The organism is Faecalibacterium sp. i21-0019-B1, assembly GCF_042852915.1.
In the GTDB taxonomy this organism is placed as follows: Bacteria; Bacillota; Clostridia; order Oscillospirales; family Ruminococcaceae; genus Faecalibacterium; species Faecalibacterium taiwanense.
Map to the genome: position 1 here is coordinate 2,883,762 of NZ_AP031425.1, position 18,821 is coordinate 2,902,582.

Annotated in this window: 16 protein-coding genes and 1 riboswitch; of the genes, 2 read left to right on the forward strand and 14 right to left on the reverse strand. The window is 60.3% G+C overall.

Translation table 11 applies throughout. The features are described from left to right. Nucleotides 1-72: 72 nt before the first annotated feature. The 5 genes from ACGHP1_RS14340 to ACGHP1_RS14360 all read right to left on the reverse strand — a co-directional run bounded on the left by ACGHP1_RS14340 (nucleotide 73) and on the right by ACGHP1_RS14360 (nucleotide 6,667). Nucleotides 73-1,428, reverse strand: coding sequence for a GntP family permease (locus tag ACGHP1_RS14340; RefSeq protein ID WP_390509733.1), 1,356 nt, complete (start codon nucleotides 1,426-1,428; stop codon nucleotides 73-75). Between the two features lie 207 nt (nucleotides 1,429-1,635). After that, nucleotides 1,636-3,423 (reverse strand): dihydroxy-acid dehydratase, encoded by a 1,788-nt coding sequence (gene ilvD, locus ACGHP1_RS14345; RefSeq protein ID WP_337679927.1) that lies wholly within the window; start codon nucleotides 3,421-3,423, stop codon nucleotides 1,636-1,638. A 302-nt stretch (nucleotides 3,424-3,725) separates the two neighbouring features. Beyond that, complete coding sequence (locus tag ACGHP1_RS14350; protein ID WP_097780994.1) at nucleotides 3,726-4,433, reverse strand: FadR/GntR family transcriptional regulator; 708 nt, start codon at nucleotides 4,431-4,433, stop codon at nucleotides 3,726-3,728. A gap of 102 nt (nucleotides 4,434-4,535) precedes the next feature. Then, nucleotides 4,536-6,053 carry an alanine/glycine:cation symporter family protein gene (locus ACGHP1_RS14355; protein WP_390509735.1) on the reverse strand — a complete coding sequence of 506 codons (1,518 nt, stop codon included), beginning with the start codon at nucleotides 6,051-6,053 and terminating at the stop codon, nucleotides 4,536-4,538. Between the two features lie 131 nt (nucleotides 6,054-6,184). Then, a riboswitch (glycine riboswitch) is annotated at nucleotides 6,185-6,286 on the reverse strand. A gap of 198 nt (nucleotides 6,287-6,484) precedes the next feature. Then, the gene (locus ACGHP1_RS14360) at nucleotides 6,485-6,667 is read right to left on the reverse strand and encodes a hypothetical protein (protein WP_044953367.1); all 183 of its coding nucleotides are present in this window, start codon (nucleotides 6,665-6,667) and stop codon (nucleotides 6,485-6,487) included. Nucleotides 6,668-6,743: 76 nt separating this feature from the next. Between ACGHP1_RS14360 and ACGHP1_RS14365 the strand changes: the two genes are divergently transcribed. Continuing rightward, the gene (locus ACGHP1_RS14365) at nucleotides 6,744-7,658 is read left to right on the forward strand and encodes a hypothetical protein (RefSeq protein WP_390509736.1); all 915 of its coding nucleotides are present in this window, start codon (nucleotides 6,744-6,746) and stop codon (nucleotides 7,656-7,658) included. Here ACGHP1_RS14365 and ACGHP1_RS14370 read toward each other — a convergent pair. After that, nucleotides 7,565-9,001 (reverse strand): PLP-dependent aminotransferase family protein, encoded by a 1,437-nt coding sequence (locus ACGHP1_RS14370; protein WP_390509737.1) that lies wholly within the window; start codon nucleotides 8,999-9,001, stop codon nucleotides 7,565-7,567. The genes ACGHP1_RS14365 and ACGHP1_RS14370 overlap by 94 nt on opposite strands. Before the next feature lie 214 nt (nucleotides 9,002-9,215). Here ACGHP1_RS14370 and ACGHP1_RS14375 point away from each other — a divergent pair, with 214 nt between their 5' ends. Continuing rightward, nucleotides 9,216-9,869 (forward strand): ECF transporter S component, encoded by a 654-nt coding sequence (locus tag ACGHP1_RS14375; protein WP_390509738.1) that lies wholly within the window; start codon nucleotides 9,216-9,218, stop codon nucleotides 9,867-9,869. Between the two features lie 319 nt (nucleotides 9,870-10,188). Here the strand turns inward: ACGHP1_RS14375 and ACGHP1_RS14380 are convergent, their stop codons facing one another. Genes ACGHP1_RS14380 through rpe form a run of 8 tightly spaced genes read right to left on the reverse strand, consistent with a single transcriptional unit; the run spans nucleotide 10,189 to nucleotide 18,405 of the window. Continuing rightward, on the reverse strand, nucleotides 10,189-11,037 hold the full coding sequence (locus ACGHP1_RS14380; protein WP_005938310.1) for a putative RNA methyltransferase: 849 nt from the start codon (nucleotides 11,035-11,037) through the stop codon (nucleotides 10,189-10,191). Beyond that, nucleotides 11,034-12,950 carry a DEAD/DEAH box helicase gene (locus ACGHP1_RS14385; protein ID WP_390509739.1) on the reverse strand — a complete coding sequence of 639 codons (1,917 nt, stop codon included), beginning with the start codon at nucleotides 12,948-12,950 and terminating at the stop codon, nucleotides 11,034-11,036. Before ACGHP1_RS14385 ends, ACGHP1_RS14380 begins: the two co-directional genes overlap by 4 nt. Nucleotides 12,951-12,963: 13 nt before the next feature. Further along, nucleotides 12,964-14,256 carry a DUF1015 domain-containing protein gene (locus ACGHP1_RS14390; protein WP_005938304.1) on the reverse strand — a complete coding sequence of 431 codons (1,293 nt, stop codon included), beginning with the start codon at nucleotides 14,254-14,256 and terminating at the stop codon, nucleotides 12,964-12,966. Between the two features lie 33 nt (nucleotides 14,257-14,289). Next, a complete protein-coding gene (locus ACGHP1_RS14395; RefSeq protein WP_390509740.1) occupies nucleotides 14,290-15,369 on the reverse strand; it encodes a putative glycoside hydrolase in 1,080 nt (359 codons plus the stop codon). Between the two features lie 24 nt (nucleotides 15,370-15,393). Beyond that, nucleotides 15,394-16,005 carry an Rnf-Nqr domain containing protein gene (locus ACGHP1_RS14400; RefSeq protein ID WP_005938298.1) on the reverse strand — a complete coding sequence of 204 codons (612 nt, stop codon included), beginning with the start codon at nucleotides 16,003-16,005 and terminating at the stop codon, nucleotides 15,394-15,396. After that, nucleotides 16,002-16,724 (reverse strand): Rnf-Nqr domain containing protein, encoded by a 723-nt coding sequence (locus tag ACGHP1_RS14405; RefSeq protein WP_005938295.1) that lies wholly within the window; start codon nucleotides 16,722-16,724, stop codon nucleotides 16,002-16,004. Before ACGHP1_RS14405 ends, ACGHP1_RS14400 begins: the two co-directional genes overlap by 4 nt. Then, nucleotides 16,721-17,740: an RnfABCDGE type electron transport complex subunit D gene (locus tag ACGHP1_RS14410; protein ID WP_005938292.1), complete on the reverse strand. Its 1,020-nt coding sequence runs from the start codon at nucleotides 17,738-17,740 to the stop codon at nucleotides 16,721-16,723. The genes ACGHP1_RS14405 and ACGHP1_RS14410 overlap by 4 nt, the downstream gene beginning before the upstream one ends. A gap of 14 nt (nucleotides 17,741-17,754) precedes the next feature. Then, the gene (gene rpe, locus ACGHP1_RS14415; RefSeq protein WP_005938290.1) at nucleotides 17,755-18,405 is read right to left on the reverse strand and encodes a ribulose-phosphate 3-epimerase; all 651 of its coding nucleotides are present in this window, start codon (nucleotides 18,403-18,405) and stop codon (nucleotides 17,755-17,757) included. Nucleotides 18,406-18,821: the final 416 nt, after the last annotated feature.

Sequence of the window (18,821 nt, forward strand, 5' to 3'; positions counted from 1 at the left end):
CTGAGGAGATTGCAGGAATTTGCAAAGCATTGCGCAGACTGTGTGCAGGCACAGCCCCGCAGATGAGGATGATCAGGCAAAGAAGGAGATGATGAGTGCTACCAGGAAGCCCACACCGCCAACCAGAGTTTCCATGATGGTCCAGGTCTTGAGGGTGGTCTTTTCATCCATGCCCACAAGGCTCTTCACCAGCCAGAAGCCGGAGTCGTTGAAGTGGGAGCACACGGTGGAGCCGCCGGCGATGGCAGCGGTGACGCAGGCCAGATACAGCGGGCTCAGTTCGCTGATGCCGGGCATGGCGGAGATGATGCCTGCTGCCATGGTCATAGCCACGGTAGAGGAACCAACGGAGATGCGCACCAGAGCAGCCACGATGAAGGCCACCAGAACCAGCGGCAGGCTGGCGTTTGCCACGGCGTTGCCGATGACATCGCCCAGACCGGAGTTCTGCAGCATGTAGCGCAGCACGCCGCCGCAGGCAGTGACCAGCAGGATCATGCCGGTGGGCTCAAGGGACTTGGTCATGATCTTTTCCAGCTGGGCATTGTTATAGCCGTGACGGGTGCCCAGCAGATACATAGCAGCGATGGTAGCCAGCAGCAGAGCCATGAAGGGCTCACCGAGGAAGGCCAGAACGGGCTGGATGCCAGCCAGAGCGGGCACCACTTTTGCCACAGAGTTTGCAATGATGAGGACCAGCGGGATCAGGATGATGCCCACGATGGTGCCGAACTTGGGCAGCTTGCTCTCGTCGATGTCTGCCTGCTGTGCAACGTGCTCGGGCACCTCGATCATATACTTCTTGCCGCAGATGGAGCCCCAGATGGGACCGGCAGCGATCATGGCGAAGATGCCGCAGAAGATGCCGATGAGGATGACCCAGCCCAGATCAACGCTCAGCATGCTGGCCACCAGAACGGGGCCCGGCGTGGGAGGGATGAAGGCGTGGCCGACAGCCAGACCGGCCAGCAGAGGGATGACATAGTACAGGACCGAGCGCTTGGTGCGCTTTGCCAGAGAGAAGGCCAGCGGGATCAGGATGATCAGACCGGCATCAAAGAACACCGGCATGGCCACCACCAGACCTGTGATACCCAGCGCCCATGCGGCTTTTTCGTCGCCGAACTTGCGCACCATGGTCACGGCCAGCGTCTGTGCGCCGCCGGATTCTTCCAGAATGGCACCGAACATGGAGCCAAGGCCCACCAGAAGAGCGATGCCCTTTAAGGTGTTGCCGATACCTTCGTTGACCGAGCCGATGATGTCAGACAGGGGCATACCGGCCATCAGGCCGATGCCCACCGCACCGATCAGGATGGAGATCATGGCATGGACTTTGAACTTGATGATGAGGATGAGCAAAAGGATCAGGCCCGCCACCGCGGCGAACACGAGCCGTGCGGCGTCCGGGGTTGCAACAGCTGTCATAAACGTTTCCTCCATTTTTTGATATTTTGTGTGCTTTGGGTCTTATTTCAGCGCCGTCCCCGCAGACGGACACCGGATTTCGATGGTTTTTATAGACGAAGCAATATCCGCTTTTTTGTTTTTGGCGTAACTTTATCCAGACCGTCCAGCAAAACAACGCTGAACAGTTGATTTTTGTTTTTGGTTTTTATCGCAAACGAAGCGTTTTTACTCCATATATGCACCCTTCATGGGGCTGACGGCGTGCTGAGAGTAGAGTTTCAGCAGGCCCTTGGTGTATTTGGGAGCCTTGGGCTTCCAGTTGGCACGGCGCTGGGCAAGGATGGCCTCCATCTCTTCGGGGGTCTTTTCCTCACCGTTCACGCCCACGATGGCAAGCTGACGGTTCGGCACATCGATGCGGATGAGATCGCCCTCTTCCACCAGAGCGATGGGGCCGCCCACAGCGGCCTCCGGGCTGACATGGCCGATGACCGGGCCGCGGCTTGCGCCGGAGAAGCGGCCGTCGGTGATGAGCGCCACGCTGGAAGCCAGCTTCGGGTCGGCGCAGATGGCCTCGCCGGTGTAGAACATCTCGGGCATGCCGCTGCCGCGGGGGCCTTCGTAACGGATGAAGATGGCATCTCCGGGCTGGACCTGCTTGTTCAGAACGGCGCTGATGCACTCTTCCTCGCTGTCAAAGGGCCTTGCGCGCAGGGTGGCGTGGAACATGTTCTTGGGGCAGGCGGTGTGCTTGATGACACTGCCCTCCGGGGCCAGATTGCCCTTCAGGATAGCGATGCTGCCGTCGGTGCCCTTGGCGTTGTCAAAGCTGTGGATGATATCCTCGCGGGTGACTTTGATGCCCAGGCCCTTGGTCTTTTCCTGCAGGATCTCGTCGCAGTGCTCGTAGAAGCCGTTCTTCTTCAGGTCTTCCAAGTTTTCGCCCAGCGTCTTGCCGGTGACAGTCATCACGTCCAGATGCAGCATGGACTTGATCTCTTCCATCACGCGGGGCACGCCGCCTGCATAGTAGAAGTACTGTGCGGGCCAGTCGCCGGAAGGACGGATGTTCAGCAGATAGTGTGCGCCGCGGTGCATCCGGTCAAAGGTGTCGGCATCGATCTCAAAGCCGAACTCGTGTGCAATGGCGGGCAGATGCATGGTGGCATTGGTGGAGCCGGAGATGGCGGCGTGCACCATGATGGCGTTTTCAAAGCTCTTCATGGTGACGATGTCCTTGGCCTTGATGCCCTCGGCCACCAGCTTCATCACCTGAACGCCGGCATCATAGGCAGCCTGCTTCAGCTCCGGGGCGGTGGCCGGCATCAGGGCGGTGCCGGGCAGCATCAGGCCCAGAGCCTCGGCCATAATCTGCATGGTAGAAGCGGTGCCCATAAAGGAGCAGGCACCGCAGCTGGGGCAGGCATTGTGCTTGTAGTAGTCCAGCTGCTCGTTGGGGATCACGCCCGTCTTTTCCCATGCGTCGAACTTGCCGATCTGTTCCAGCGTCAGCAGGTCGTTGATGGCGCAGGCGGGGTCGTTGACCACGTACTTCTTGGGCAGGGTGTGGGCTTCCATCACGCCGCCGGTGACCACGATGGCGCTCATATCCTTCAGGCGGCCAATGCTCATCAGCATGGCCGGCATGGACTTGTCACAGCTGGCGATGAACACGCCGCCGTCGTACACGGTGGCGTTGGCCTGAGCTTCCACCAGATTCACGATGGCGTCACGGTGGGGCAGCGAGTAGTTGATGCCGTCGTGGCCCTGTGCGATACCGTCGCACATATCGGTTGCAAAATAGCGTGCAGCCTTGCCGCCGTGGGTGTTGACTGCCTGTACAGCCTCCTTCACGAACTGATCCAGATGGGCGCTGCCGGGGTGGCTGTCGCCAAAGGTGCTCTCCACCATGATCTGGGGCTTTGCAAGGTCGTCCACCTTCCAGCCCATGCCGATCTTCAGCGGATCGTTTTCCGGTGCCAGTTTACGCACTGCCTGAGAACGCAGTTCCATGATCGTACCTCCAAAATACTCTTCTGCTTTGCAAATCGTCCTTTTGACTGTCGGACATCTTACATGTTCATTTTAATCGACTCCCGCCTCGTTTGCAAGTTGTCGCAGTCAGAACCCACTTTATAACAATAACCAGCCCAGTTTTTCGTGCATATTGCTCTGAAATCTTGGATACATCATACAATCCGAACCCTTTTCCAACTTTTTTGTGTCATTTGTCTTAAAAAGTCATCAGACAACTTCAGGCATAAAAAGTCCCCGCACAGCCCTTGCACTGTGCGGGGACGTAAAATGCGGCGGCGTCAGGTTTCCCATTCGCCGTCGTAAAGCTTTCGGATGCAGTTGCGGTTGAAGTTCAGGTGCATCACCATGGCAGACCGGGCGCCAATGGGGTCATGCCGGGCAATGGCTTCGGTGATCATGCGGTGGGTCAGGATGGTCTCCTCCGTCAGCTTTTTGTGGGTGACGTTCACGAACATCATGACCGCCGTATCAATAATGGGGATCAGCTGCTCCACCACCATGTTCTTGCTGCTCTCGGCAATGCAGGTATGGAATGCGATGTCGTCCTCAATGTACAGATCACCGCTGTGGATCTTGCTCTCCACCCGGTCGCACAGGCGCTGGATGCGCTCGATGTCCTCGTCGGAAGCGTTCAGCGCTGCCATCTCGGCCATGCCCGGTTCCAGCAGCAGACGCACATTGACAAGATCCAGCGCCAGTGCGTTCTTGTCCTGCACGCTGCGCAGGTTCAGCGGGTCCGAAAGGCCCTTGGCGGTCGTGACCACATAGGTGCCGGAGCCGCGCCGCACCTCCACGATGCCCTTGCTGGAAAGCAGCTTCACGGCTTCGCGCACCGTGCTGCGGCCCACACCGAATTTTTCGCCCAGCTCAAATTCATTGGGCAGCTTGGCTCCCGGTTCCAGCGGGGTATCCAGAATATAGTGGTATATTTCGTCCTCCACCTGTTCGGCAAGGAGTTTGTTTTTCAGATGGGAAAATTCGCTCATGGTTGTTCCCTCCCCTGTTTTTTTTTAATTTATTATAAGGCAGGGCAGCAGACAAAAGCAAGGGCTGTCCTCATTCACAGACAGCCCTTGCTTTTGGGTATTTTATTCGTTTGCGGCCTTTTCCAGCTCCGCTTCCTCTGCGGCGGCTTCGGCCTCCTCCTGCTTCTGGTACTCCAGGAAAGCCGACCACATGGGTTCGATGTCCTTGCCCTTCACCCGGCGGTCGAAGTAGTTGCGGGTGATGTCCACCACAGTGCCGGACAGCACCAGCACGCCGATCAGGTTCGGGATCATCATCAGACCGTTGAAAGTATCGGAAAGATCCCACGCAAGGCCCAGCTTCATGGTGGCACCCACCACGGTCATGCACACAAAGACCACCTTGTAGATGCGGCTGCCGGTGGTGCCGAAGAGATACTCCACGGCCTTGGTGCCGTAGTGGCTCCAGCCCAGCGTAGTGGAGTAGGCAAACAACAGAATGGAAACAGCAATGAACTTGGGGCCAAAGCTGCCAAATGCGGCGGTGAAGGCCTGACCCACCAATGCGTTGTCCTGCACACCGGCCAGTACAGCGCCGCTCTGCAGGTCCACCACGCCGGTGGTCAGGATGACCAGAGCAGTGAGCGTGCAGACCACGATGGTATCGGCAAACACCTCAAACACGCCCCACATGCCCTGATGCACCGGCTCCTTGACGTTGGAAGCGGAGTTGACCATGACGGCAGAGCCGAGACCGGCTTCGTTGGAGAAGGCACCGCGCTTGAAGCCCCAGGTGATGGTTTGGCTGATGCCGTAGCCCAGCGCACCGCCGCCTGCCGCGTTCAGGTTGAACGCACCCTTGAAAATAGCCGCAAATGCCGCTGGGATGTTGCCCGCGTGCAGCACTACGATGATGAGCGCGCCTGCAATGTAGAACAGGGCCATGAGCGGCACTAGCTTTTCGGTAACAGCGGCAACGCGCTTCAAACCGCCAATGACGATAAGGGCCGTGATCACCATCAGGCACAGGCCGGTGACGAGGGTCGGTACGCCAAAAGCAGCGTTCATGTTGCCCGCGATGGAATTGATCTGGCTCATGTTGCCAATGCCGAAGGAAGCCAGAATGCAGAAGCAGGCAAACAACACTGCCAGCACCTTGCCCAGCTGTTTGCAGCCCTTCTTTGCGCCAAGACCATCGGTGAGGTAGTACATGGCACCGCCCGACCACTCGCCTTTTTCGTTTTTGCGGCGGTAGTACACGCCCAGCACATTTTCCGAAAAGCTGGTCATCATGCCAAGCAATGCCATGACCCACATCCAGAAGATGGCACCCGGCCCACCGGAAACGATGGCCGTTGCCACACCCACGATGTTGCCGGTGCCGATGGTGCCCGCCAGCGCTGTGCACATGCTCTGGAACTGGCTGATGGCCATATCCTCCTTGCTGGTGTGCGCGGTGATGTCCTTGTTGGTGAAGATCGCGCCGATGGTGTGCCGGAGCCAGTAGCCCATTTTGCGGAACTGGAAAAAGCCCGTGCGGGCGCTCATCCAGAAGCCGGTGCAGAACAGCAGTGCCAGACCAAACGGCCCCCACACCACGCCATTGATGGCATTGTTCACCTGCGTGATCATCTCGACCATTCTCTCTTTCCCCCTATACACAAAACAAAAGCGGACAGAACCCACCAAAGGCTCTGCCCGCAAAATTCGGAGCGCTCTCATTTTCCGCAGCCGGGGTGCGCCGCATTCCCGGCTGCGCCCCATTGCGCAAAGACGATGGCTCTGTCCTTTTGCCTGAGAGATACAGCCGCTTTCCCTGCGGCCTTACACCTTCGGCACCCACTTTACAAGCGGGCTTCTCCAGAGTGCACGGTCTTTCCCCGCCGTGCACGTCTTTTTCAGTTCTTCCGGCGCACAGTTGTGCGCGATAGAAAGACTATACCATATTCTGTCCTTGTGCGCAAGACATTTTGTATATCATACGCTGCTTTTTCATCTGTTATGCCGACAGATGAATTTTGTTTTGGTATTACTTTTATCCTCCCTCATCATAGCGCTGCCATAAATTTATTTTACTTTTCTTTCGGCTCTGCGCCTTCAAACCCCCGGGCTTTGCCATCCGGGCTGGCATCGCCGTTTTCTTTCGCGGTCTCGTAAGAATCTGTGCCGTAATAGGCGCTGGCGGGGCCGATCTCCAGCCAGAAGTTCTCCCGTTCTTTCTCTGTGGTCGGTGCTGTCTCTTTTTTGTTTTTCATCTGCAAACGCCTCCTTTTCTGCATAAAGTCTTGCCTGCAGGCCAAAGCTTTATGCAAAGGAAAGGCGGTGTATCCCATGCGCAGTGGAGGTTGGAAGCCCTTTTGGGCAGCACTGTTTGCTTCGCTGCTGGTGCTGGTGCCGCTGGTGGGCGGCACGGTGCTGCTGTCCCGTCAGCAGCTGCGCACCCAGCTGCGGCAGGCTGCCCGCAGCGAGAGCGGTGTGCCCATCCAGCTGCCCCGGACGACCGACCAGCTCACTGTGCTGCTGTGCGTCTCCGGCGAACAGCCCGGCTTTGTGCTGGCCTACCTGAACGCCAGCCAGAACTGCGTGCATCTGCTCAGCGTGCCTGCCGTGCTCACTGTGCCTTTTGCAGAAGAAGAAACATCCCTTGCCCGCTGCTATGCCGCCGCTGGCCCTGCCCGCTGCCGCGAAGCGCTGGCACAGGTGCTGGCCCTGCCGGAGGGCACAAGGTATCTGGCCTTTTCTCCCGATGTGCTGGAGCGCATTGCCAGCCGGTACGGGCCGGTGCGGGTGGGCTTTACCGGCGCACTGACCGAGGAAGAGCTTGCCCGCTATGGTCGCAGCCGGGCCGTGCAGGGCATTTCCGCCGGGGACGCGCACGAATTCCTGTGCCAGCTGCAGGCCGACGAAGCCTTTTCACCAGTACGCACCGCAGCGGCCCGCGCTGCCGTGTGGGATGCGTTTCTCCGGCAGGATCTGGACCTGCTGCCCGCCACCCTGCCGGATGCCTTGCGTGCCAGCAGTTCGGCCCTGCTCACCGACCTGACCGCGCTGGACTATGACGCTTTGGAACGCACACTGGAATTTCTTGCCAACAACAGCGCCGCTGTGGCGGCGCAGGCCCTGCCCGGCCAGTGGAATGCCGCCAGCGGCACTTACACGGTCACGGATGTTTCCCGCGCTGCCATGCAGACCTTTTTCAATGTTTCACCCACCGAGGCGCAGGCCTCGTCCTTCAGCGAGCCATAACCCAGCACCAGCGTGCCCGCCGCTGAGGGTGCTTCTCCGGTCAGGTCGTAATCGCTCAGCAGGCTCAGCTGCACGCCTTCGGCTTCCGCCGCGCAGCGCAGCGCAGCATCCGGCGGCGGGTCTTTGAGCTTTGCCAGCAGGTTCAGTCCGGTGTGCAGGCCCGCAAGGGTCAGCTCGCCGGGAGCAAAGGCAGTGTTCAACGCTGCCGCCAGTGCGTCCCGCCGGGCCTTGTAGGCCACACGTTCCCGGGCCAGATGCCGGGTGAAGTAGCCCTCGGTGATAAAGCGGGCCAGCGTCTGCTGCTCAAACCGGCTCACCGTGCCGGAGTACAGGCGGTATTTTTTCCGCCATGCAGGCAGAAGATGCTCCGGCAGCACCATATAGGCGATACGGATGCTGGGAGCCAGACTGCGGGAGCAGGTGGAGAGGTACACCACCGGGCCGTCTGCACCCGCCATGCCCTGCAGGCTGGGCAGAGGCCGGGTATCAAAACGGAACTCCGAATCGTAATCATCTTCTATAATATACCGCCCGCCCGGCCTGCGGGCTGCCCAGTGCAGAAGCTCGGCCCTGCGGCCCGCAGGCATGGTAACGCCTGTGGGGAACTGGTGGCTGGGCGTGACGTAGCACACCGCTGCATCCGACCGGTTCAGTGCTTCCACCGAAAGGCCGTCCTCGTCCACCGGTAGGCAGCAGCAGTGCACACCGTTGTTCTGCAGCACCTGCAAAGCACGGGGGTAGCCCGGCGTTTCCACCGCTGCAGGGCCGGGCAGCAGCGGTGCCAGCAGGCCCAGCAGATATTCCAATCCCGCGCCCACCACGATCTGGTGCGGCCCGCACTGCACACCGCGGTATTCAGAGAGATATTCCGCCAGCGCCTGCCGCAGGGCCGGGTCGCCCTGCGCATCGCCGTGGGTGAGCAGCTGGGGCGAGGAATAGAGCAGCTCTTTTTGCAGCCGCGCCCATGTGCGGAACGGGAACAGCTCCGGGTCTACCCCGCGGGTGGAAAGGTCGTACCGCACCGGCAGCGCAGGCGGTTCCGGTTTTGGCGGTGCGGGCTGTTCCGGCCCGCCGGCAGGCCGGGACGGCAGGGCCAGATATTCCTGTACATAAAAGCCGCTGCGCTCCCGCGATTCCAGATACCCTTCCGCCGCCAGCATCTGATAGGCGGCATCCACCGTATTCACCGAGACGGACAGCTCTGCCGCCAGCCGCCGCTTGCCGGGCATCCGGGTGCCCGCCGCAAGGGTGCCGCTTCGCATCTCTCCGGCAAGGCTGCGGTACAGCTGTTCGTACAGCGGCACGCCAGAAGAAGCATCCAGCGCCGTGGTCAGATGGACCATAAATTATCCCTCCTGTCTGGGTATTGCATCAAACTGACCCCATTAAAAAACTTTATTCTGGGTATTTTCATGGTGTCAGTTCTGCGTATAATAGGAGCATACCCGCTGGACACCCAAATGTCAAGTAGGATTGTAGGTAAGTGGTTGCGAAGCAATCAAAGCCCCAGTGGGGCTTTGGTGCCGCGGGAACGGAAATTTGGAGGGAGAGTAAATCATGTCTACTACTGCAATGTGGCTGCTTCTGGCAGTCGTTGTCATCGTCATTCTGTTTGCAAGTGTGCTGTACAAGCGCACCTTCACCACCAAGGAGCTGGCCCTGACCGGTGTCATGGCTGCTTTAAGCCTTGTGGCCTATCTGTTCTTCCGTGTGCCGTTCTACGGCGGTTCTTCGTTCCATCTGGGCAACACCTTCACCGCCCTGACCGCCCTGCTGCTGGACGGTGTGTCCGGCGGTCTGGCCGGTGCCATTGGTCTGGCGCTGGCCGATATTCTGGCCGGTGACCCGGGCTACGCCGTCACCACCTTTGTGCTCAAGTTCATCATCGGCGTCACCTGCGGTGCCGTGGCGCACAAGGCATTCAAGCTGCGCGACCTCGACAAGCACAGCTCCGGCTATCTCGTCAAGGTGATCGTTTCTGCCGGTTCCGGCCTGCTGCTGAACGTGCTGACCGACCCGTTCCTTGGCTACTTCCGCAATGTGTACATCTTTGGTCAGGAATACACCGTGGCGCAGGCGCTGACCAAAATTGCAGGCGGCGTCACCTTTGTAAACAGCGTGGCCTCCACCGTGTGTGCGGTCATCCTGTACCTCGCCCTGCGTCCGGCCCTGGAGCGTGCCGGTCTGCTGCCCAAGGGCGAAAAACACTAAGCGATCTCTCTATCCTGATACAGCACTGCTGCCCTCACCTGCCGGACTTCTCCTATCCTCCGGCGGTGGGGGCAGTGGTGTTTTTCGTGGACGACCTATCACACGGAACTCCTCCAGTCTCGCATTCGCTCGACAGCCCCCTCGGGGACGGGGCTTTTGACAGAAACTGAAGCAAAAAAGCGCTCGTCACACAGTTCTGCATGACGAGCGTTTTTTGCTTTTTATCGCAATTTTCAAAAATAGTGCCTATTAAAACGGCATATTTGCGATATGCAGTTTGCGGATGTTGCTTGTGCATTAAAAACGCAAACTGCTATCATTACAGCTTTTCAAATACAAGGAACCGGAACGAGATATCGGTTTCCAGCTGGGACAGCGCAGCAAGGCGCTCCGCCCCGCCGCGCGGCGTTTTCCAGTAATAGGGTGTCATGGCGAACAGCGCTTCCAGCTGTTCGTGGGGCACTGTGACGCGGCCGGTCACTTCCCGTTCCCCAATGGCGGCAAAACCGTCATAGGCGATCTGCTGCACCGGGTTTTTATAGGGCTTTTCGTAGAGCACGGCCTTCATCTGGTACAGATGTTCGGCACCGGGCACCACATAGATCATCCGTCCGCCCGGGCGCAGCACCCGCAGGAATTCCTCCTGTGCAAAGGGCGAAAAGCAGTTCAGCAGCAGGTCGGCCCAGCCGGTGCGCACCGGCTGGCTGAAGCTGGATGCCACCGCATACTGTGCCGTGGGCAGGGCCTTGGCCGCAAGACGCACCGCAGGCTTTGCGATATCAAAACCCGCCAGCTGCACCCGGCGGCCTTTTTCGGCAAGCGCCTGCGCGATGCAGCGGTCGTACCAGCCCTCGCCGCAGCCTGCATCCAGCAGATGCAGCGCCGCCTCCGGGCTGGCAGGCTGGCCGTACTCTGCGCACAGCTCACCCACCGCTTTGCCAAAGATGCCGTAGTATCCGGCATTCAGGAACGCACGGCGGGCGGCCACCATCTCCTTGCTGTCGCCGGGGGCCTTGGTGCGCATGCTCTGCACCGGCAGCAGATGCCAGTAGCCCTCCTTGGCGCGGTCAAAGCAGTGGCCTTTTGTGCATTTCAGGGTGCTGTCGCCGGTCAGTTTCTCCCCGCACAGCGGGCACTGCCATGGGGCAAACGGTTCATTTTTGCTCATACTTCGTCGCTGTGGTCCTCAATGGGTGCAGTTGCACCGCCGTGGGCGTTCATATACTCCTCAAAGTTCGTGAACTTCTGCTGCGGCGGACGACGGCTGATGAGCATAAGGCCCGGGTCTTCGTCCCTTGCAGCAGCGGCACGGCCGCGGCGGCTGCTCTCCGCTCTGGGGGCACGGGCCGGTGCAGGCTGCGCATTGCGGGACGTATTCTGACGGCCGCGCTGGCCGTTGTTTGCACCGCGGCCCTGCTCTGCGCTCTGGCTCTGGGCGGCAGGCTGGCTGTTCTGGCGGGCCGGACGGTCGCTGCGGTCATTGCGACGGCTCTTCTGGCCTTGCATGCTGCTGTTCTGCTGAGCAGGCTGTGCAGCCGTACGGATGGCCGGGGCGGCGGGTGCAGCCGGAGTCTTTTTGGCCGGGCGCAGCGGAGTGGCCTCCGGGGCGCTCACAAAATGCGGGTCAAACTTGGGCTGCGCATTGCTGCCGCGGGCAGGAGCGTTCTGCTCCCGGCGCGGGCGGCTGTTATTATTGGAACGGCGGTCATTGCTGCGTCCGCCGGTAGTACGCTTGGTATCATCCATGAGTGGTTCCTCTTTTTCGGTTTTTGCGGGCTTTGCCTGCACCTTGGGTGCGGGTGCAGCCTTTTTTTCAGGTTTTGCGTTTTTTGCTTCGGCCTTTGCGGGCTTCGGCTGCTTTGCGGCAGGCTTTTCTGCCGGTTCAGCGGCGGCTGCCTTGGGCTTTTTGCCGCGCACGGGCGGCTCCGGGCGCACCGGCGCGGGCACGCCGTCCCACGGGTGGCCGCTCACCACGGGAATTTTGCGGCGGTTCAGCTTTTCGATGCCTGCCAGATACTCCTGCTCCTCAGGTGCACAGAAGCTGACCGCCGTACCGTCGGCACCGGCGCGGGCCGTGCGGCCGATGCGGTGCACGTAAGTCTCCGGTACCTCGGGCAGGTCGTAGTTGAACACATGGGACAGCTCGCTGATATCGATGCCGCGGGCGGCGATATCGGTGGCTACCAGCACCTTGGTCTTACCGGCCTTGAAGTTTTCCAGCGCGGTCACGCGGGCGGTCTGGCTCTTGTTGCCATGGATGGCCGCCGCCGGGATGCCCTGCTTGGTGAGGTCTTTTGCAATTTTATCCGCGCCGTGCTTGGTGCGGCTGAACACCAGCGCGTTCACCACCGGGGGCTGCAGGTTCTTGATGAGCCACGGCAGCAGGAATTTCTTGTTGCCCTTTTCCACATGGTACAGGCTCTGCTGGATGCGGTCCACGGTGCTGGACACCGGGTCCACCTTGACGAAGGCGGGCTTGCGCAGGATGCCTGCGGCCAGCTGTTCGATCTCGGTGGGCATGGTGGCGCTGAACATCAGGTTCTGACGCTCCCCGGGCAGCTTTGCGATCACCTTCTTCACATCGTGCACAAAGCCCATATCCAGCATCCGGTCGGCTTCGTCCAGCACAAAGATCTCAAGGTTTGAGAGATCGATAAATCCCTGACCGATCAGGTCGTTGAGCCGTCCCGGGCAGGCGATCAGGATGTCCACGCCCTTTTTCAGCGCTTCCACCTGCGGTGCCTGGCCCACGCCGCCAAAAATGACGGTGCTGCGCAGCTTGAGATACTTGCCGTAGGCATCAAAGCTTTCGCCGATCTGCAAAGCAAGCTCACGGGTAGGGGTCAGGATCAGGGCGCGGATGGCCCCTTTTCTGCGGGGCGCATTGGCCGTGAGCCGGTCCAGCATGGGCAGCGCAAAAGCAGCCGTCTTGCCGGTACCGGTCTGGGCGCAGCCCATCAGATCCCGGCCGGACAGCACCGGCGGGATCGCCGCCGCCTGAATGGGCGACGGGGTCTCATAGCCTGCCTCCTGCACAGCGCGCAGAAGCGGGGCGGACAGATTCAATTCTTTAAATGTCATGGTTCTCCAATAATTATTCCGTAATTTTCCGGCACTCCACATAGTACCGCTTTTCTTCTGCGTGGCCCATGCTGAAGGTCTTGCGCGGCAGCACGCCGCCCATCACAACGCCTTTGAACAGGTCACTCTTGGCAAACGGCGGCATCAGGAATGCCACAGCACCTTTTTTGCACAGGGCGCGCACAGCAGGCTCGTCGTGCACATAGTCCACGCGGGCTTCCTTGTGGTGCTCAAGATAGTATTCGATAAATTCGTCAATGGTGCCCACGGTCAGCGGTGCGGTTGGGTCCTCAAAGCTGAGCACGTTGGACATGTGCGGCCCGGCCAGCGTGAAGGGCTGCTGCTTGCTGCCGCCAAAGCTGCAGCCGGCCATATTGGAATCGCTCCACGTGATCAGGCTCAGCAGCACCGCTGCGCAGTCCACATTGAACAGCACGCGGTGGATCGGCTCGATCTCGATCGCAGGCGAGTGCACATTGCACACCTCGGCCAGACACCAGCGGGCCGGATGGTTTGCTGCCTGCTCCGGTGTGAGTGTCTTTTTCAGCTCCTCCCAGCAGGCCTTTGCAGTGGCCAGCGAGTGGTTGCCGTCGCCCACGGCCAGCGTCAGCGGGTCGCGGCGGGTGGCATCCGGATACTTTTTGTCGAATTCTTCCTGACTGCCCAGCACAGCCAGCGCATCTTCGATCTGCGCAATGAGGGCAGGGTCTTCCACAGCCCAGCCCGCAATGTGGCCGCCGTTCAGCATCAGCTCACCCTCGTATACCTTGGGCAGTTCGGCTTTATGCGCCGCCACCGGCTCGATGAGGGTGCAGCCGGGGTCGTCCGCCAGCATCATGATGTGGGGCGTTTCCAGCGCGGCACCGGTGCGCACCTTCATGCGGGGCGGGATGCGGCTTTCCACTGTGCTTTCGCTGGGACGCACCGTACATTTCTCGCCCCGGCGGTAGCTGTAGGCTTCCAGATCCACCATGCCCACAAGGCCCTGCCGCACCTTGCCGCTCTGCTCGGTGCGTTCCACGTAAACAAAGCCGTCCACCGCGCGAGTCAGCACGTTCCGGGCATAGTCATCCATGGTGGCATGGATCTTCTCAATGCGTGCATCGGCATCGCCGTCTTCCAGATAGACCTCCGGCAGGATCATGTTCAGGGTGCTTGGGCTGCCTGCCGCGGCAGCCTCGGCTTTCTGCCAGTAATCCCGGTCACTGGTGAACTGATCGCAGGCAATGCAGCCCCACTTTTCCAGTGGGATCTGCTCCGAAGGCAGAAGGATGTGGGCCGGTGCAAAGCAGGATTTGGTATTCATAGCAGATTCCTCCCTCTTATAAAACCAGAGACGTTACTGGAAAATGTCGGCGCTGTGCAGCACCAGATGCTGCACGCCCTGTCCGGCGGCAGACTGCTCCAGTGCGGTGCGGCTGTCGGCGTCCATCGCCTTGTCTGCCGTCACCAGCAGGTTGTCCATGCCCAGCGTCACAGCGGGCACATCCAGCGACACGCTGTTGGTATTGCACTGATCCAGCGTGTAGCTGAACCACAGGGTCATGCTGCCCGCAAAGCGGCTCTGCAGGGCGGCGATATCCGCCTTGAGCTGATCCGCGCGGGAAACGCCGCTGGTCTCGCCGTAGTCCTGTTTGCGGCTGAGCTTCGGGAACTGGACATTGGTCAGGACTACCTGCTCAAAGCCCATGCCCTGCACCTCGGCTACCAGATCGCCTACATATTCCACTGCCGCAGCGGAGTAGGGATTCAGCCATGCATTGCCGTCCTTCTGGGCGTCCAGCCACAGGCCGTCGCCGTAGTGGATGGCCATGCTGCGGTCGGTGCGGGAGGAGATGGGGTCCTTGAAGGCTGCAAGCTGGGCCACAGGGATCACGCCCTCTTCCCGGAAGATGGCCGCGATGCGGGCCGGGTCCACGGTGGTGTCGGCAATGCTCTGGGCGGCAGCCGGCACCTGCGAAGCGTAGCAGATGCTGCCATCCGGTGTTTTCAGGGTCACAAGGCCGTAATCCGCTCCCTGCGCCTTGAGCTGCTGCACCGCTGCACGGATGGCCGCATCATCGGCAAGGGTGCTCACATCCACTGCGGCCCAGCTGCCGCCGGTAATGGCCTTGCCGTCCAGCTCCTTGGGCTGTTCCGGCTCCGGCTGGGACGAAGCCGCTTCCTGTACCGCCGAGGATGCAGCCGCTTCGGACGAGGCGGCTGCGCGGGATGCCGATTCAGCTTCCAGATCACGGTTCTTCACCACAGTATACCAGGTGTGGGTAGCCCAGTCCAGCACGTGGGGTGCTGCCAGCCAGGCTGCGCCCAGCACCGCCAGCACCAGCACCACGATGCCGATGCCTTTTTTGATGCGTGTACCGCGGCTGTAGAAGCTGCGGCGGTAGCGCTTGACCTTCTGACGTTTATACTTTGCCATTGTCGATTCTCCTCCCTGCCAATGTTACAGGATCACAGAATGTCCGGTGAAACCATAGATCGCCAGTGCCAGCACGCCGATATACACCAGCGTGATGGGCAGGCCGCGGAATGCTTCCGGGATGGCCTTGCTGCGCAGGCGGTGGCGGGCTTCCGTTACCAGCAGCACCGCCAGCACATAGCCAAGGCCGCTGCCAAGGCCAAAGCCAAGGCTCTGCCCCAGCGTAAAGCTCTGGGTGCGCTCCACCAGTACAGTGCCCAGCACACAGCTGTTCAGGCCCGCCAGCGGCACGATGCGCAGCAATGCGCTGCGGTGCGGCAGGCCCTTCGCCAGCCACAGCACGGCGTGCTCCAGAACGCACACCACGGCAATGCTGGCAATATACACCAGCGGGCGCAGCTGGGCACGGTTTGCCAGCGGCGCGATCCGGCTGCCGGCATACCACGCAAAGGGCGTTACCAGCACCTGCGTGATGCACAGCTGCATACCGAACAGCCAGCTGCTGGTGCGGTCATCGCCCACCAGCTGCACCAGACGCGAAACGCCCAGTGCACGGGTAAAGACAGCGTTCTGCGCGAACACCGCCAGCAGTGCATAGCTGAAGAACACTGCGCTTGTTGTTACAACATCTCTCATTGTTCGCGGTCCGCCTCCTTCTGGGAATGCACATCCACAAGGTTGCGTGCCTCTTTGGTGAGATATGCCTTGCGCTTTTGGGCCAGTGCACGCCATACGGCGCACAGCACGCCCAGCACGATAAAGCCGCCTGCCGGCATGCTTGCCATGGGCAGCACCGGGCGGCTGACAACCACACCGAACATGGTGCCTGCGGCCAGCCATTCACGGACGCAGCCCAGCAGCACCAGCAGCAAAGCATAGCCCACCGTGATGCGCAGGCCCTTGGAGACAGCCTTTCGCACCGTCTCCTGCACGCGGCCAAAGCGGTAGGTCAGCAGCGGCTCCATGGTGAGCAGGGGCAGGTAGATGCCAAGGCTCAGCAGGCTGGTGCTGAACAGCATATTCAGGATGGGATACACCGCCAGATACACCACCGCCGTGCTGAAGCCGTACACCAGTGCACGGGGCAGCAGCTTTTTCTGCAGCGTTTCCGGAGCGGGGTCCTCGTCGTGCAGGGGCACAAGGCGGCTCAGCAGACAGGCCAGCACGCGGGAGGGCACCAGCAGCAGCGCCACCGCCACCGCCAGCATCACCGCATTCTGGCCGCTGGTGGCAAGCACCACCAGCGGGGCAAGGCCCATGCCCTGCATGACCACCGGGTTATTCAGGAACACACGGTCGTGGTGGGCAAACTTGTTGGGATCTTTTACGATCAGTTCAGCCGTTGCGCGTCTCATTGTGCTGCCCCCTTTCCGGCATCTGCCTGCAGATGGGTCAGGTGATACAGCTTTGCCTCGGTGCGGTCGATCCATGCCGACACACTGTTGACCACCAGCAGCGCAAAGCACACACCGGTCTCGTACACGCCATAGTAGCGGAAGCCCATGCTCACAACGCCCACCAGCACGCCGTACAACACACGGCCCATGCGGTGGTGCACGCAGGTGTAAGGCTCGTTGATCAGGAACACCGCGCTGAACAGGATCGCGCCAGTCAGCAGCTCATCCCGCACACACTGCAGGCGGGGCAGGATATTTGACAGCACGGCACTGTCGGCAAGGCCCGCCTGCCGCGGGAAGAAGAACGCAATGACCGCACAGGTCACAAGAAAGCTGATTGATGCAGACATGTGGGCATCCTTCTGGGTCCACAAAAACAGGCCGCAGGCAAGGATCACCAGCGCAGCGCCGGTGCCCATGGGAGCAGCATACTCGCCCAGACCCAGCGCCAGCGAGCCGATGTTCAGCATGCCGCCGCTGCGCAGGGTGTCCTCAATGGCGCTGGAGACCGGCACCATGGAGGTGTCCCACAAAGGGATGTTCGTATAGGGCTGCGGATAGCGGAACACCTGTTCCGGCCATGACACTGCCGCCACCACATAGCCCACAGCAGCCGGGTTGAAGGGGTAGCTGCCGTAGCCGCCAAAAATCTCCTTTCCGATCAGCACACCTGCAATCACTGCGGCGATCAGAACATAGATATCCACCGTCACCGGCATCAGCAGGGCAATGACGAGCGCAAAGCTCTCGTTAGAAAAGTCACTGCCCTGATACACGCGGCGGCGCAGCAGCGAAACGAGACGGTCGCACAGGTTACCGGTAAGCACCGCAATGCCGCACAGCAGCAGCGGGCGCACACCGTACAGAAAACAGGCCATGCACAGCACCGGCACCGCCATAAAGCAGATATGCTTATAGTAGCGGCCGGTCTTCTGGAGCTGTGCCTCCTGCTCCCGGATCAAAGATTCATCCATAAATGGTTATCCTTTCAAAGGCTGACGAGGTGCTGCACGGCTGCAGCAGGGTCTGCTGCGCCGAACACTGCACTGCCCGCCACCAGAATATCAGCGCCCGCTTCCACGCACTGTGGCGCGGTGGCATTGTCCACGCCGCCGTCCACTTCCAGCAGATAGTGTGCGCCGCGCGCTTCGCGCTCTGCCTTGAGCCAGCGCAGCTTGTCCAGCGCCGAGGGCATGAACTTCTGCCCGCCGAAGCCGGGCTCCACGCTCATCACCAGCACAAGATCCAGCTGGTCAAGATACGGTGCCAGCGCCTGCGGCTCGGTGCCGGGCTTGATGGTCAGCCCCACCTTGCAGCCCAGCGCCCGGACGGCATCGATGGTGGCCTGGATATCGTCCTCGCACTCAAGGTGGAAGTTGTACAGGGTGGCACCGGCTTTGATAAAGGCTTCCGCATACTGCAGCGGATGGCTGATCATCAGGTGCACATCATAAAAGGCATCCGGCAGATTTTTGTGCAGGCTCTTGAGCACCGGCACGCCAAAGCTGATGTTGGGCACAAAGTGGCCGTCCATCACGTCGTAATGCAGCATCTGTGCACCGGCATCCAGCACCATGCGGCAGTCTGCACCCAGTTTGCCAAAATCAGCGGAAAGGATCGAAGGACTTACGATTGCCATATTCTATCTTTACGCTCCGTTATTTTATAATTTCTTATTCCCATTTGTCCCATTATGCTGGCGGTTTCAAACCGCAAAAACAGCATGGGCATGGTTATCTTTTAGTTTACATGAAAACGAGCAAAAAATCAAACCCGCCAATGGCTTTTTCACGGAAATGACGTATTTGGAAAGATCTGTCCATTTGCGAAGTAAACTCCCTCAGTCAAAGCCTGACGGCTTTGCCAGCTCCCTCGGAGAGGGAGCCTCTGGCACGCCCGGAAGATTTGCACTTTAACCGGAAGCTTTACCGCCATGCCAAGGGCCCCATCCCAGAGGGGGCTGGCATTGAGCGCAGCGAGATGACTGGGGGAGTTTCATCGGCGGCAAGGTTTCCCCACGCCAAAACAGCCAGACCGCCCCGGGTCCGGGGCAGT